The organism is Conyzicola lurida, from assembly GCF_014204935.1.
GTDB lineage: Bacteria > Actinomycetota > Actinomycetes > Actinomycetales > Microbacteriaceae > Conyzicola > Conyzicola lurida.
Map to the genome: position 1 here is coordinate 1,638,849 of NZ_JACHMJ010000001.1, position 14,617 is coordinate 1,653,465.

The following is a 14,617-nucleotide window of genomic DNA, read 5'->3' on the forward strand; positions in this document are numbered from 1 at the left end:
CGGCCCCACGTAGTATCGACAACACGTTCAAGTGTTGGAGGCAAAGTGGCCGAGAAAGCTGAAGTCGTCTTCGTCGACGGGGTCCGTACCCCGTTCGGTCGAGCCGGCGAAAAGGGTATGTTCTGGCAGACCCGTGCGGACGATCTCGTGGTGAAAGCCATGATCGGACTCATGGAGAGGAACCCGACCCTTCCCCCCGACCGCGTCGACGACGTGGCGATCGCTGCAACCACCCAGACGGGCGACCAGGGTCTCACCCTCGGCCGCACCGCGGCGCTGCTCGCCGGGCTGCCGAAGTCGGTGCCCGGCTACGCGATCGACCGCATGTGCGCGGGTGCCATGACCAGCGTCACGACGATCGCCGGCGCCATCGCCTTCGGCGCGTACGACGTCGCCATCGCCGGCGGCGTGGAGCACATGGGCCGCCACCCGATGGGATTCGGCGCCGACCCCAACCCGCGGTTCCTCTCGGAGAAGCTCGTCAGCGGCGAAGCGCTGAACATGGGCAACACCGCCGAGCGCATCCACGACCGGTTCCCGCAGCTGACGAAGGAACGCTCCGACCGCTTCGCGATGCGCAGCCAGCAGAAGGCGTTCGCCGCCTACGAGAACGGCAAGCTGCAGCCCGACCTCATCCCCGTCGCCACCCGCACGGAGTCCGGCTGGGGCCTCGCCACCCGCGACGAGGCCCTGCGCCCCGAGACGACGATGGAGGGGCTCGCCGCCCTGAAGACGCCGTTCCGCCCGCACGGTCGCGTGACCGCCGGCAACTCGTCGGGCCTCAACGACGGTGCCACGGCAAGCCTCCTTGCCAGTGCGGATGCCGCGAAGGAACTCGGCCTCACGACCAAGATGCGCATGGTGAGCTTCGCGTTCGCCGGCGTCGAGCCCGAGATCATGGGCATCGGCCCCGTGCCGTCGACCGAGAAGGCCCTCCGCAAGGCGGGGCTGACCATCGACGACATCGGCCTGTTCGAGCTCAACGAGGCGTTCGCGGTGCAGGTGCTGTCGCTGCTCGACCACTTCGGCATCGACGACGAGGACCCCCGGGTCAACCAGTGGGGCGGTGCCATCGCCATCGGACACCCGCTCGCGTCATCCGGTGTTCGTCTGATGATCCAGCTCGCGGCCCAGTTCGCCGAGCGTCCCGACGTGCGTTACGGCCTCACCGCGATGTGCATCGGCCTCGGCCAGGGCGGCAGCGTCATCTGGGAGAACCCGCACTACACGGGAAAGAAGGGCAAGAAGTAATGGCCTACGAATTCAACGCCGCCGACTTCGCGGAACTCGCCTCTTTCTCGGGAGACGAGGTCGTCACGCACTCGTTCGTGCGCGACATCCCGATCTCCGACGGCAAGACGCTCGCCCTCATCACCCTCGACAACGGCCGCGACCACACGCGCCCGAACACGCTCGGGCCGGTCACCATGCTCGAACTGGCCGGGGTGCTCGACCACCAGAAAGCGCGCGCCGCCCGCGGCGAGATCGCCGGCGTCGCCATCACCGGCAAGCCGTTCATCCTCGCGGCCGGCGCCGACCTGTCGAAGGTCAGCGACATCCCGAGCCGCGCCGCCGCCAAGCAGATGGCGCAGCTCGGGCACTGGACGCTCGGCAAGCTGAGCGAGCTCGGCGTGCCGTCCTTCTGCTTCATCAACGGGCTCGCCCTCGGTGGCGGCGTGGAGATCCCCCTCAACGCCGACTACCGCACGATCGACCGCTCGATCCCCGCGCTCGCGCTGCCCGAGGTATTCCTCGGCATCATCCCTGGCTGGGGCGGCGCGTGGCTGCTGCCCAACCTCATCGGCATCGAGAACGCCCTCAAGGTGGTCGTCGAGAACCCGCTCAAGAACAACCGCACGCTCAAGGGCCAGGAAGCGTTCGACCTCGGCATCGCGGACGCGATCTTCAACCCGGCCTCGTTCCTGGAAGACTCCATCACGTGGGCCGACGGAGTCATCGCCGGCACCATCAAGGTCAAGCGTCCCAACGAGCCGGGCAAGATCGAACGCGCGGTCAAGTGGGACGTGGCGATCGGCATCGCCGAGAAGATGCTCAAGAGCCGCATCGGCGAGGTGGCGAAGTCGCCGTACCGGGCGCTCGAACTGCTCAAGGCCGCGAAGAACACGGACAAGCACACCGGATTCCGCGCGGAGGACGAGGCTCTCGCCGACCTCATCAGCGGCGACCAGTTCCGGGCGAGCATCTACGCCTTCAACCTCGTGCAGAAGCGGGCCAAGCGTCCCGCCGGAGCGCCGGACAAGGCGATCGCTCGCAAGGTCACCAAGGTCGGCATCGTGGGCGCGGGCCTGATGGCCAGCCAGTTCGCCCTGCTGTTCGTGCGCCGCCTGCAGGTGCCGGTGGTCATCACCGACCTCGACCAGGGACGCGTGGACAAGGGCGTCGCCGGCATCCGCTCGGAAATCGACGCGCTGCTCGGCAAGGGCCGCATCTCGCCCGACGAGTCGAACCGGCTCAAGGCGCTCGTCACGGGCACCACCGACAAGGCGGACTTCGCCGACTGTGACTGGGTCATCGAGGCGATCTTCGAAGAGCTCGCGGCCAAGCAGGACGTCTTCGCGGAGATCGAGCAGTACGTCTCCCCCGAGGCCGTGCTCGCCACCAACACGTCGTCGCTCTCGGTCGAGCAGATCGGCTCGAAGCTGGCTCACCCCGAGCGACTGGTCGGCTTCCACTTCTTCAACCCGGTGGCCGTGATGCCGCTGATCGAGGTAGTGAACACGCCCAGCACCGACGAGGCGACGCTGTCGACGGCGATGGTCACCGCGGCCAAGCTGCGCAAGAACGCGGTCATCACGCGCGACACCCCCGGGTTCGTCGTCAACCGCATTCTGGCGAAGGTGCTCGGCGAGGCGATGCACGCCGTCGATACCGGAACTCCCTTCGAGGTCGTCGAACAGTCGACGAAGCCGTTCGGGCTGCCGATGACGCCGTTCGAACTGCTCGAGCTCGTCGGCCTCAAGGTGGGGGCGCACGTGCTCGACACCCACCACTCGGCGTTCCCCGAGCGGTTCTTCGACAGCCAGAACCTGCACAAGCTGGCCGACCTCGGCCACATCTTCGAGCGCGACTCCAAGGGCAAGATCAAGGGCGTCGACAAGAAGGCGCTCGCGATCGTCAAGGGCGGCACGACTCCGATGACGGCCGAGCAGCTGCAGACCCGTATCGAAGACGGCCTCGCCGACGAGATCCACCGGATGCTCGAGGACAAGGTGGTCGCGGCCGCCGAAGACATCGACCTCTGCCTCATCCTGGGCGCGGGCTACCCGTTCCAGATGGGCGGAGCGACGCCGTACCTCGACCGCGTCGGAGCCTCCCAGCGGGTGTTCGGCGGCACCTTCCACACACCGCCGATCCGCGGGGTCGAGTAGCGCCAGCCGTGGGTTGACGAGCCTGTCGGGATGTCCTCCGCGTTATGCGGGGTGGTGTCTCGACAGGCTCGACCGGCTTAAGCGGCTTCGGGTTCGGGTTCCGATTCGGGCGCGGGCGGCCGACTCAACCAGCGGCAGCGTCAGGGGGCGCGGACCGCAGCCAGCGAGTACTCGACGGTGATCGTCGAGGGGTCGCGCGTGCACCCCTTGGAGACGGCGTCCGGGGTGACGGTGTCCGTGTAGACGAGCTCGCCGGTGAGCGTCGTGGCCGTGCCGCCGTCGGGCGCGACCGCGGTGAACGTCGTGGTCTGCTCGTACTCGAAGCCGTCGACGACGAGCACTCCCCCTGTGGCGGTGTTCATGCAGTCGAGGGTTCCGACGAATTCGTAGCCGAAGCCGCCGTCGGTCTGGATCAGGTCGGTCTGCTCGCGGGCCTCCATGGCGGCGCCGCTCGATACCGTTCCGGGACAGAGGGCGGTCTCGCAGTCGTCGCGGACGACGGAGACGTACCGCACCGACGTTGCGCCGACCGCGTGCAGCGGGTCGGTGACGTCGGTGCTCGACACGACCGTGCGGGTCACGACCCATTCGCCGCTGATGTCGGCCTGCGGGGTCGTCACGACCGGTGTGGAGTCCGTGTCGGGTGCTCCCGTCGTGCAGCCAGCGATGGCCAGGAGGGCTGTCGAAGCGAGCAGGAGGGCGACGACGGGGCGGGAGAGCATCAAAGAATCATCTCAGCAGAGTGCGGTGCCCACCAACTCGCCGCCCGACCGACTCGCCGCTCAGCCGAGCGGCTGCAGGTCGACGACCGTCGCGCTCCACGGGCAGTAGGTGTCGGAGGTGAGCGTGCCGTCCTCGACGTACGACGGCAGACCGTCGCACACCTCGGTCGTCATGTCGGCGAACTCGAGCGTCTCGGGGTCGATGTGCCAGCTCCACGGCGCGTTGACCCCGCCGTCGCCGTCGCGCACGATCGTGCCCACCGGGATGCGCCCCTCCTCACCGCCGTTCTGCAGCTCGACCACGTGCGCGACGAGTTCGTCGGTCCGCAGTTCGACGGAGAACTCCCCCTGGTCGGCGACCTCGAAGGTGACCACCGCGGGTGCGGCGGGCACGTCGTCGGCGGGCGGCTCGTCGGCCGCGCAGCCGGTGAGGGCGAGCAGCCCCGCGGCGAGAACGACGAGCGCCCGGGCACGCATCTAGCTCGGGTCCTGGCTGACCGACTCGACTCCCGCTTCGTCGGGGAGCGGACGGGCGACGGGGATCTTGCTGCCGAGCACCTGCGACACCAGGTCGCGGGCGATGTGCTGCGGCGTGAGGCCGACGCGCTCGAGGATCTGCTCGCGGGTACCGTGGTCGAGGAACTCGTCGGGCAGGCCGAGCTCGGTGACCGCGGTGTCGACACCGGCGGCGCGCAGGTCCTGACGGATGCGCGTGCCGATGCCGGCCACCCGCACGCCGTCCTCGATCGAGACGACGATGCGGTGCTCGGCCGAGAACGCGATGATGCTCTCGGGGACGGGGACGACCCAGCGCGGGTCGACCACGGTGGCGCCGATGCCCTGCGCGGCGAGGCGTTCTGCGACCTGGAGGCCGAGTTTCGCCATGGGCCCGACCGTGACGATCAGGACGTCTTTGTGCGGAGCCTCGCGCAGCACGTCGACGCCGTCGTCGGTGCGTCGCACGGCTTCGAACTCGTTGCCGACCGAACCCTTGGAGAAGCGCACGACCGTGGGACCGTCTTCGACCACGACGGCCTCGCCGAGTTCCTCGCGCAGACGCGTGGCGTCGCGGGGCGCGGCGATGCGGATATTGGGGACCACCTGGAGGATCGCCAGATCCCACATGCCGTGGTGGCTGGGACCGTCGGGCCCGGTGACACCCGCGCGGTCGAGCACGAAGGTCACGCCGGCCTTGTGCAGAGCGACATCCATCAGGACCTGGTCGAATGCCCGGTTGACGAAGGTGGCGTACATGGCGACCACGGGGTGTAGCCCACCGAAGGCGAGGCCGGCGGCCGAGGTCACGGCGTGCTGCTCGGCGATCCCCACGTCGAGCACACGCCCCGGGAACCTCTCGGCGAAGCGGTGCAGACCGGTGGGGCGCAGCATCGCGGCGGTGATGCCGACGATGCGCGGGTTGGCCGTGGCGAGGTCGAGGATCTCGTCGGCGAAGACCGAGGTCCACGAGGGCTTGCTCGCGACCTCGATGGGTTCGCCCGTCTCGGGGTCGATCTGGCCGACGGCGTGGAACTGGTCGGCGGTGTCGGCGAGGGCGGGCTCGTAGCCGCGGCCCTTCTCCGTGATCGCGTGGACGATCACCGGGGCGCCGTAGTTCTTGGCCTGCTGCAGTGCCGCCTGCATGGCGACGAGGTCGTGGCCGTGGACCGGGCCGATGTACTTGATGTCGAGGTTGGAGTAGAGCGCCTCGTTGTTGGTGAACCGGCTGAGGAACCCGTGGGTGCCTCCGCGGATGCCGCGATAGAAGGCCCGGCCGGGTGTGCCGAACCGCGCGAACAGCTTCTCGCTCGACCGGTGCAGGTGGCGGTACGAACTGCGGGTGCGCACGTCGTTGAGGAAGTTGGCCATACCCCCGATGGTCGGAGCGTAGGAGCGGCCGTTGTCGTTGACGACGATCACGAGGTTGCGCGAGTTGTCGTCGCTGATGTTGTTCAGCGCCTCCCACGTCATGCCGCCGGTGAGCGAGCCGTCGCCGACCACGGCCACGACGTGCCGGTCGCCCTGCCCCGTCATGGTGAAGGCGCGGGAGATGCCGTCCGCCCAGGACAGCGAGCTCGAGGCGTGCGAGCTCTCGACGATGTCGTGCACCGACTCCGAACGCTGCGGGTAGCCGGCGAGCCCGTCTTCGAGGCGAAGCTTGCTGAAGTCCTGGCGGCCCGTGAGCAGCTTGTGCACGTAGGTCTGGTGCCCCGTGTCGAAGACGACCGCGTCACGGGGCGAGTCGAACACCCGGTGGATCGCGAGCGTCAGCTCGACGACACCGAGGTTCGGACCGAGGTGCCCGCCGGTCTTCGAAACCTCGGTGACGAGGAACTGGCGGATCTCCGCGGCAAGCTCGACGAGTTCGCTCGGTGACAGGCCGTCGAGGTCGCGCGGCCCTGTGATGTTCTCGAGCAAGCTCATTCTGCGAGCCTAGACCAGCGACCTCAGAACGTACTGCAGGATTCCGCCGTTGCGGTAGTAGTCCGCCTCGCCGGGGGTGTCGATGCGCAGCACGGCGTCGAACTCGATCGTCTGCTTACCGGCTGCCGAGTTCGCGGTGGGCTCGGCGACGACGTGCAGTGTCTTCGGCGTGCGGCCCTCGTTGAGTTCTTCGACACCCGAGATCGAGATCGACTCGGTGCCGTCGAGGCCCAGCGACTCCCACGTCTCGCCGGCCGGGAACTGCAGCGGGAGGACGCCCATTCCGATCAGGTTGGAGCGGTGGATGCGTTCGAAGCTCTCGGTGATGACGGCCTTCACGCCGAGCAGCGAGGTTCCCTTCGCGGCCCAGTCGCGGCTCGAGCCGGAGCCGTACTCCTTGCCGCCGAGGATCACGAGCGGGGTGCCCTGCGCCTGGTAGTTCTGGCTGGCGTCGTAGATGAACGACTGGGGTGCGCCATCCTGCGTGAAGTCACGGGTGTAGCCGCCCTCGACGCCGTCGAGCAGCTGGTTCTTGAGACGGATGTTCGCGAACGTTCCACGGATCATGATCTCGTGGTTGCCGCGACGCGAGCCGTAGGAGTTGTAGTCCTTGCGCGCGACACCGTGCTCGTCGAGGTACTTGCCGGCGGGGCTGTCGGCCTTGATGTTTCCGGCCGGGCTGATGTGGTCGGTGGTGACCGAGTCGCCGAGCTTCGCGAGCACGCGGGCCCCGACGATGGAAGTCACGGGGGTGAGCTCCATGGTCATGCCGTCGAAGTACGGGGGCTTACGCACGTAGGTGGACTCGGCGTCCCACTCGAAGGTGGCGCCGACCGGGGTGGGGAGGTTCTGCCAGCGCTCGTCGCCGTCGAAGACGCCGGAGTACTCGTGGTTGAACATCTCGGTGTCGATCGAGGAGTCGATGGTCGACTGCACCTCGGAGGCGTCGGGCCAGATGTCCTTGAGGTAGACGTCTTCGCCGTCGAGGCCGGTGCCGAGGGCGTCCTTATCGAAGTCGAAGTTCATCGACCCGGCGAGGGCGTAGGCGATGACCAGCGGCGGGCTCGCCAGGTAGTTCATCTTCACGTCGGGGTTGATGCGTCCCTCGAAGTTGCGGTTACCGGAGAGCACGGCGGTGACGGCGAGGTCGTTGTCGTTGACCGCGGCCGAGATCTCGTCGAGCAGCGGGCCCGAGTTGCCGATGCAGGTGGTGCAGCCGTAACCGACCGTGTAGAAACCGAGGTCCTCGAGGTACTCGGTGAGTCCGGCCTTCGCGTAGTAGTCGGTGACGACCTTCGACCCGGGGGCGAGCGTGGTCTTGACCCACGGCTTCGACTTGAGGCCCTTCTTGCTGGCGTTGCGAGCGAGGAGACCGGCGGCGAGCATCACCGAGGGGTTCGACGTGTTGGTGCAGGAGGTGATCGCCGCGATGGCGACGGCACCGTGGTCGAGCGTGAAGCCGGTTCCGTCGTCGAGCGAGACGCGGGCCGGGTTGGTCACGGTCGAGGGGGCGTGGCTCGTGTGCACGTGGGCGTGGGCGGTCTCCTCGTCCTGCGGGGTGAGGCCGATCGGGTCGGACGCGGGGAACGTGCCCTCGAGCGCCTCGTCGACGAGCGAGTGGTCGGCCGACGCGTAGGCGTCGAGGTCGAGGATGAACTGGTCCTTGGCGCGGCTGAGTTCGACGCGGTCCTGGGGACGCTTCGGGCCGGCGATGGAGGGGACGACGGTGGCGAGGTCGAGTTCGATGTACTCGCTGAAGACGGGCTCGACGCTCGCGTCGTGCCAGAGCTTCTGCAGCTTGGAGTACTGCTCGACGAGGGCGACCTGCTCTTCGCTGCGGCCGGTGAGGCGCAGGTACTCGAGCGTGACGTCATCGATGGGGAACATGGCGGCGGTGGAGCCGAACTCGGGGCTCATGTTGCCGATGGTGGCGCGGTTCGCGAGCGGCACCTGGGCGACGCCCTCGCCGTAGAACTCGACGAACTTACCGACGACGCCGTGCTTGCGCAGCATCTGGGTGATCGTCAGCACGACGTCGGTCGCGGTGACGCCGGTGGGGATGGCGCCGGAGAGCTTGAAGCCGACGACCTTGGGGATGAGCATGGAGACGGGCTGGCCGAGCATGGCCGCCTCGGCCTCGATTCCGCCGACGCCCCAGCCGAGCACGCCGAGGCCGTTGACCATCGTGGTGTGCGAGTCGGTGCCGACGCAGGTGTCGGGGTAGGCGCGCAGCGCACCGCCGATCGTGCGGGTGAAGGTGACCTGCGCCAGGTACTCGATGTTGACCTGGTGCACGATGCCGGTTCCGGGCGGCACGACCTTGAAGTCGTCGAATGCCGTCTGGCCCCAGCGGAGGAACTGGTACCGCTCGCCGTTGCGCTCGTACTCGAGCTCGACGTTACGTTCGAGGGCGTTCTCGCTGCCGAAGAGGTCGGCGATGACCGAGTGGTCGATGACCATCTCGGCGGGCGACAGCGGGTTGATCTTCTTCGGGTCGCCGCCGAGGTCGACGACCGCCTCGCGCATGGTGGCGAGGTCGACGATGCAGGGGACGCCGGTGAAGTCCTGCATGACCACGCGGGCCGGGCTGAACTGGATCTCGGTGTCGGGCTCGGACTCGGGGACCCACGAGCCGAGGGCCTCGATCTGGCTCTTCGTGACGTTGGCACCGTCTTCGGTGCGCAGCAGGTTCTCGAGCAAGACCTTGAGGCTGAATGGAAGCTTTTCGTGACCGGCGACGCTGTCGATCCTGAAGACCTCGTAGTCGGTCGAACCGACCGTGAGGGTGTCCTTGGAATTAAAGCTGTTTACTGCGGACATAGTGCCGTCTCCCTTGCTGACCTGACTCCATCATCGCGGTCAGCCTGACCGTGTGCTAGCAAGGCAAGCCTAAGCCTCGCGGGCACCGTCGGACGGGTCTTCACCGTGTGGAATACAGCCAGTATATATCTTGACGTCAAGATACTTTGACCGCTGCGGCGAGCTAGACGGCGGGCTTTCGGGGGGCGGATGACGCGGCATCCGTCTTCGCATAGACCGCACGCACCAGCAGCCAGGTGACCCACAGCGTCGCGGCGTAGAGCGGAAGGCCCATGATCAGCTTCGTGGCACCGAGCCACTGGGTCTGGTCGGCGAGGTAGAGGGGCACCTGCACGACGAGGCGCGCCGCGAACATGCCGGTCCAGAGCACGGTCGCCACCGTGGCGACGCGGAACTTGGCCTTGTCGGTGCGCCACTCGGCCCCCTCGCTGCGCAGCAGGCCGACGATGATGCCGATGACCGGCCAGCGCACGGCGAGGCTGATCAGCAGGGCGATGACGTAGCCGCCGTTGAGGAAGAAGCCGAGGATGAAGTTCTCTTTGGCGTCGCCGGTGAAGATCGCCAGGGCGGCGGAGACGGCGATACCGAGCAGGCCGACCAGCGCCGGCACGACGGGCGTGCGGGTGATCAGTCGGACGATCACGAACAGCACGGCGATTCCCGCGGGAACCAGCACGGCCGGCAGGGTCTCCTCGGTGATCGCGTAGACCACGACGAAGAGGAAGCCGGGCAGCAGCGATTCGACGATGCCGCGCACTCCCCCGATGGCGCCGAGGAGGGCGCCCGCAGTGGGGGTCTCGCCCGGCGTCACCTGGCCGAAGCCGGACTTCTGCGCGGCGGCGGAGAGCGACTCGGAGAAGGTCGGAGGGGTCGGCTGGTCGCCGCGGTCGTCCGTCACGGTCAGACCGTCTGGATGGGTGCCGCCGGGGCGTCGCCGGTGGGAGCGGCGGCGGGCATGTTGAGCGGGATGAGGTCGCGCGGGGGCATCGGGGTGTTGCCACGCACGACGACGATGCTGCGGAAGAGGTCTTCGACCTGGGCGGCGGCCGCGGGGTCGACTGCTCCCTCGCCGGCGATGACGCCGCGCAGGAACCAGCGCGGACCGTCGACGCCGACGAAGCGCGCGAGTCGCGTACCGGCCTGGCCGCCGTTGTTCACGGGGATCTCGGCGAGGACCTCGGGACCGAACGGCCCGCCGGAGATCGTGGTGGTGCCACCCTGCTTGTGGATCTGGTCGACGATCTGCGCGCGGATCTCGTTCCAGAGGCCGCTCGAGCGCGGGGCCGCGAACGGCTGCACCTGCAGCGACGATCCGGCATAGTCGAGGCCGACGGCGACGACGCGCTTGCTTCCCTCTTCTACTTCGAGGCGCAGCTGCAGATCGGCGCGGGGCACGATCTTGACGCCGCCGAGGTCGACGTAGGGGCGGACCGCGTTGGCTTCGCTCTCGTCGAGCGGGCCGTTGGTCTCCCGGTCGGCCGGGGCCGACTTGGCGTCGTCGTCGGCGATCGGGCCGATTTCGTTGTCGCTCACGCGTTTTCTCCTGACTGGACTGCGGTGTACCCGGTCGATCCGAAGCCGGATTCGCCTCGGATGCTCTCGGGAAGTGTGGGTACCGGGATAAATGTCGCGCGCGACACCGGCATAACGATGAGCTGCGCGATGCGGTCACCGACGGCGACAGAATACGCCACGGAACTGTCCGTGTTCAGCAGGGTCACCCGGATCTCGCCGCGATAGCCGGCGTCGACGGTGCCGGGGCTGTTGACGACGGTGATGCCGTGCTTCGAGGCGAGGCCGCTGCGGGGCACCACAAACGCGGCGTACCCCTCGGGCAGGGCGATCGACACGCCCGTGCCGACCGTGGCGCGCTCGCCCGGAAGGAGTTCGACGGCTTCGGAGGCGACGAGGTCGGCTCCGGCGTCTCCCGGGTGCGAATACGCGGGAACGGAATCGGACGAAATGAGCACCTCTACGGAATCTGACACGTCACGAGGGTAGTGCAGAACATCCGGGCACCAGAAAGTCTGATCGAATAGGTGCATGACCAACTATCGCGAGAAACTGTGGCCTGCGCCCTGGCTCTTCATCAGCACGGCCCTAGTGATTCCCGCGAGCCTGCTCGTCTTTCTCCCCATCAACACGACGGCGGGCATCGTGGTGGCGATCGTCCTCTATCTCGTCTGCGTCGCGCTGCTCATCCTAGGAGCGCCGACCATCGAGGTCACCGACACGGAGTTTCGGGCCGGACGGGCGAGCCTTCCGCTCTCCATCGCGGGAACCGTCGAAGGGTTCAGCGGCGAGGAGGCACGGGCGGAACGTGGGACCCGGCTCGACGCCCGTACGTGGCTGCTCATCCGTGCCTGGATCTCACCTCTGGTGAAGATTCAGAACCTGGACGAACGAGACAGCGCTCCGTACTGGGTTGTGTCGACGCGGCATCCCGATGCCGTTGTCGCCGCCGTCGAGACGGCGAAACAACGCATCGCTGGTGGTAGTGCGGCTGATTAGGCGGCGCACTCCAGGCAGATCGGCCCGAGCTTGGTCTCGTGGTCGATCTGCGAACGGTGCTTCACGAGGAAGCATTCCACGCAGGTGAATTCGTCTGCCTGCGCGGGAAGCACGACCACGTCAAGGTCGTGCTCACTGAGGTCCCCACCCTCGAGTTCGAAACTGCCAGGGTTATCGGCGTCATCAACGTCGACTGAGCCAGACATCTTGTCTGGAACGCGCTCCTTCAGGGCCTCGATCGACTCTGTGTCGTCGTCGGTCTTACGGGGTGCGTCGTAGTCGGTTGCCATGCCCATCCACTTCTTGTATGCGTCTAGTTATCTAAATCGGCGGCCACAGTTTGCATCATTGGTATGCGAATAGCAAACCCAAATAGACACGTGTCGCGGCGCCAGGATTGGTAACTTACGGCGCGCCCACGGTATTCCCGGATTACCCGTCATAACCGTGGCATCCTTAGCGGGAATATCGAGCGCTGGAGGGTATCTCAGCATGCAAGACCTGCGAGTAATCGGAGTAGAAAACGGGGCACTCCTCGTCTCTTCCGTCGACGGCACCCGTTACCGGATCCCCATCGACGAGGTGCTGCAGTCACGGCTGCGACAGGCCGTCCCCGACCCCGGATCCGGGCGCAAGCTCGCCCCGAGGGAGATCCAGGCCCAGATCCGGTCCGGTATGTCGGCCCAGGATGTCGCGGCTGTCACCGGCGTGCCTCTGGAATACATCCAGAAGTTCGAGGGCCCGGTTCTCGCCGAACGCGAGTTCGTCGTGGAGACCGCACTGGGTGTGGCCGTGCACACGGCGAACGAGCCCGACCCGATGAGCATCGGGCGCACCTTCGGCATCGTCATCCGCGAGCGTCTGGTCGGCCTCGGCGCGGTCAACGAGCGCTGGGCGAGCTGGAAGGATGCGGAGACCGGCTGGATCGTCAAGCTGGCCTTCACCGCCGACCAGATCGACCACGACGCTCGCTGGAGCTTCGACCCCAAGCGCCTCACCCTCGCGCCGCTCAACAACGAGGCGATCACGCTCTCCCAACAGGGCGAAGCGGCGAGCACGCTCGTGCCGCGCCTTCGCGCCGTGAATGGCGACGACCGCGAGGCGGACAACTCCCGCTTCGACAGCGGCGCGTTCGATATCGACGACGAGTCGCTCGCCCACGACCACGCGCCTCTCTCCCAGGGACAGCAGGCGTCGCGGTTCGCCTCGACCGCACCCGTGGAGCAGACACAGGACCACAACCAGACCGCAGACCTCCTGGAGGCGCTCCGTCGCCGCCGGGGCGAGCGCGAAGCCGCGTCGTTCGGCGAGGACGAGCCGTCGGCCCACCCGAGCCGCTCCCCCAACGCCACCGGCGGCATCCGTCTCGTCGACGTTCCTCTCGGAGATTTTCTGACGGATGACGCGGACGACGACGGTCGCGCCACGGCCCCGCAGCCGGTCATCCCGACCAAGAGCACCGCACGCAAGGGCCGCACGGCCATGCCGAGCTGGGACGACATCGTCTTCGGCGCGCGGCCGGACGACGATCTGACGTAAGCGTCGCAGCGGGTTGAGCCTGTCGAAATCCCGGCTGAGGTCGGGGTTTCGACAGGCTCGACCCGCTTGAGGGCGCTACCTCCTGAACGCGCCCAGCCGCAGCAGCGGCACGCGCAGCTCCTCGGGCGACCACGAGCCGTGGTACCCGACCATGCGGGTGCCGTGGCCGAGCGTGCGTCCGTCGTAGTAGGCGATGCCCTTGCGTGCCGCGACGAGCAGGTCGCCGATGCGCGGCAGCACCTCGTCGCGCACCTCGCCGAACCAGCCGGCGGCGATGGCCTCGTCGCGCGTCGCGATCCAGGCGCGGTGCCCCTCGGCGGCACGCCAGGCGTCCACCACCGCGGCGCGCTGCCCGGCGCTCGCATCGGGCTCGAAGTGCAGCTGCAGGCAGCGCGGCTCCCCCGCCACGTGGCGCACACCGTCGACGAGCGCGGCCTCGCCGTCGAACAGCACGTGATTGTGCTCGGCGATGTCGACGACACCGTGGTCGGCGGTGATGATCAGCCCGTCGTCCGGGCCGAGCGCGTCGGAGAGCTCCCGCACCGCGGCGTCGAGGATCTCGAGCCAGTTGGTCCACTCGGACGATTCCGATCCGGTGGCGTGGCCCGCGACATCCAATTCGGGCACATAGACGTAGGCGATGCCGGACGTGCCGGGCTCACGCAACCAGTCGACGACGGTGGCGAACCGGTCGCCGATCGTCGATGCGCCCAGATAGCGGGCACCGCGCAGCACGGCCTTGCTGAAGCCGCTGTCGCGGTAGCGCTCCGGGCCGATCGCGACGGCGTCGAGGCCGCGGTCGACCGCACGCTCGAACACGGTCGGCATCGGCTGCCACGCGAACGGGTCGACCTTCGAGTCCCAGCCGGAGAGCTGCTTGAGCACGCGGTCGTTCGCGGGGTCGAGCACGGTGTAGCCGACCATGCCGTGCTGGCCGGGGTCGGTACCGGTGGTGAGCGTCGCGAGGGCCGCGGCGGTCGTGGTGGGGAAACCGGAGTCGATCACGGCCTTCGGCGTCATCAGCGAGACGAGCGTGCGGGCGTGGCCGGCGCGGGCCTTGAGCGCGGCCGCTCCGAGCCCGTCGACGAGCAGGACGACGACGCGTGCTGCCCGCGGCAGGGCGAGCGGATTGTCACCGCCGACGATTGCGGACAGACACGCCGGCATTACATCGGCGAGGCTGAGGCGGTCTGATTTCGGCGCCGGTAACATGGG

At 67.9% G+C, this 14,617-nt stretch carries 13 protein-coding genes; 4 read left to right on the forward strand and 9 right to left on the reverse strand.

What is annotated here, in order from left to right:
- The first annotated feature begins 45 nt into the window (after positions 1 to 45).
- Together HD599_RS07940 and HD599_RS07945 are read left to right on the forward strand one after the other, a co-directional pair.
- Positions 46 to 1,251 carry an acetyl-CoA C-acyltransferase gene (locus HD599_RS07940; protein WP_184235667.1) on the forward strand — a complete coding sequence of 402 codons (1,206 nt, stop codon included), beginning with the start codon at positions 46 to 48 and terminating at the stop codon, positions 1,249 to 1,251.
- Positions 1,251 to 3,389 carry a 3-hydroxyacyl-CoA dehydrogenase NAD-binding domain-containing protein gene (locus HD599_RS07945; RefSeq protein WP_184235670.1) on the forward strand — a complete coding sequence of 713 codons (2,139 nt, stop codon included), beginning with the start codon at positions 1,251 to 1,253 and terminating at the stop codon, positions 3,387 to 3,389. Before HD599_RS07940 ends, HD599_RS07945 begins: the two co-directional genes overlap by 1 nt.
- A gap of 140 nt (positions 3,390 to 3,529) precedes the next feature.
- On the opposite strand, the gene HD599_RS07950 is transcribed toward HD599_RS07945, so the two are convergent.
- The 7 genes from HD599_RS07950 to dut all read right to left on the reverse strand — a co-directional run bounded on the left by HD599_RS07950 (position 3,530) and on the right by dut (position 11,340).
- The gene (locus tag HD599_RS07950; RefSeq protein WP_184235673.1) at positions 3,530 to 4,111 is read right to left on the reverse strand and encodes a hypothetical protein; all 582 of its coding nucleotides are present in this window, start codon (positions 4,109 to 4,111) and stop codon (positions 3,530 to 3,532) included.
- A 60-nt stretch (positions 4,112 to 4,171) separates the two neighbouring features.
- Positions 4,172 to 4,588, reverse strand: coding sequence for a BP74-related protein (locus HD599_RS07955; RefSeq protein WP_184235676.1), 417 nt, complete (start codon positions 4,586 to 4,588; stop codon positions 4,172 to 4,174).
- Complete coding sequence (gene dxs, locus HD599_RS07960) at positions 4,589 to 6,532, reverse strand: 1-deoxy-D-xylulose-5-phosphate synthase (RefSeq protein WP_184235679.1); 1,944 nt, start codon at positions 6,530 to 6,532, stop codon at positions 4,589 to 4,591.
- Positions 6,533 to 6,541: 9 nt separating this feature from the next.
- The gene (acnA, locus tag HD599_RS07965; protein WP_184235682.1) at positions 6,542 to 9,352 is read right to left on the reverse strand and encodes an aconitate hydratase AcnA; all 2,811 of its coding nucleotides are present in this window, start codon (positions 9,350 to 9,352) and stop codon (positions 6,542 to 6,544) included.
- 163 nt (positions 9,353 to 9,515) lie between these two features.
- The gene (locus HD599_RS07970) at positions 9,516 to 10,250 is read right to left on the reverse strand and encodes a DUF3159 domain-containing protein (RefSeq protein ID WP_221420458.1); all 735 of its coding nucleotides are present in this window, start codon (positions 10,248 to 10,250) and stop codon (positions 9,516 to 9,518) included.
- Positions 10,251 to 10,252: 2 nt separating this feature from the next.
- On the reverse strand, positions 10,253 to 10,885 hold the full coding sequence (locus HD599_RS07975; protein ID WP_343061966.1) for a DUF3710 domain-containing protein: 633 nt from the start codon (positions 10,883 to 10,885) through the stop codon (positions 10,253 to 10,255).
- On the reverse strand, positions 10,882 to 11,340 hold the full coding sequence (gene dut / locus HD599_RS07980) for a dUTP diphosphatase (RefSeq protein ID WP_184235685.1): 459 nt from the start codon (positions 11,338 to 11,340) through the stop codon (positions 10,882 to 10,884). The genes HD599_RS07975 and dut overlap by 4 nt, the downstream gene beginning before the upstream one ends.
- Positions 11,341 to 11,395: 55 nt before the next feature.
- Here dut and HD599_RS07985 point away from each other — a divergent pair, with 55 nt between their 5' ends.
- Positions 11,396 to 11,863 (forward strand): DUF3093 domain-containing protein, encoded by a 468-nt coding sequence (locus tag HD599_RS07985; protein ID WP_184235688.1) that lies wholly within the window; start codon positions 11,396 to 11,398, stop codon positions 11,861 to 11,863.
- Here the strand turns inward: HD599_RS07985 and HD599_RS07990 are convergent.
- On the reverse strand, positions 11,860 to 12,153 hold the full coding sequence (locus HD599_RS07990; RefSeq protein ID WP_184235691.1) for a DUF4193 domain-containing protein: 294 nt from the start codon (positions 12,151 to 12,153) through the stop codon (positions 11,860 to 11,862). The two genes, HD599_RS07985 and HD599_RS07990, sit on opposite strands and share 4 nt — an antisense overlap.
- A gap of 202 nt (positions 12,154 to 12,355) precedes the next feature.
- Between HD599_RS07990 and sepH the strand changes: the two genes are divergently transcribed.
- Positions 12,356 to 13,402, forward strand: a complete 1,047-nt coding sequence (gene sepH / locus HD599_RS07995; protein WP_184235694.1) for a septation protein SepH — start codon at positions 12,356 to 12,358, stop codon at positions 13,400 to 13,402.
- Positions 13,403 to 13,477: 75 nt separating this feature from the next.
- On the opposite strand, the gene HD599_RS08000 is transcribed toward sepH, so the two are convergent.
- The gene (locus HD599_RS08000; RefSeq protein WP_246376124.1) at positions 13,478 to 14,569 is read right to left on the reverse strand and encodes an alkaline phosphatase family protein; all 1,092 of its coding nucleotides are present in this window, start codon (positions 14,567 to 14,569) and stop codon (positions 13,478 to 13,480) included.
- Positions 14,570 to 14,617 lie beyond the last annotated feature (48 nt).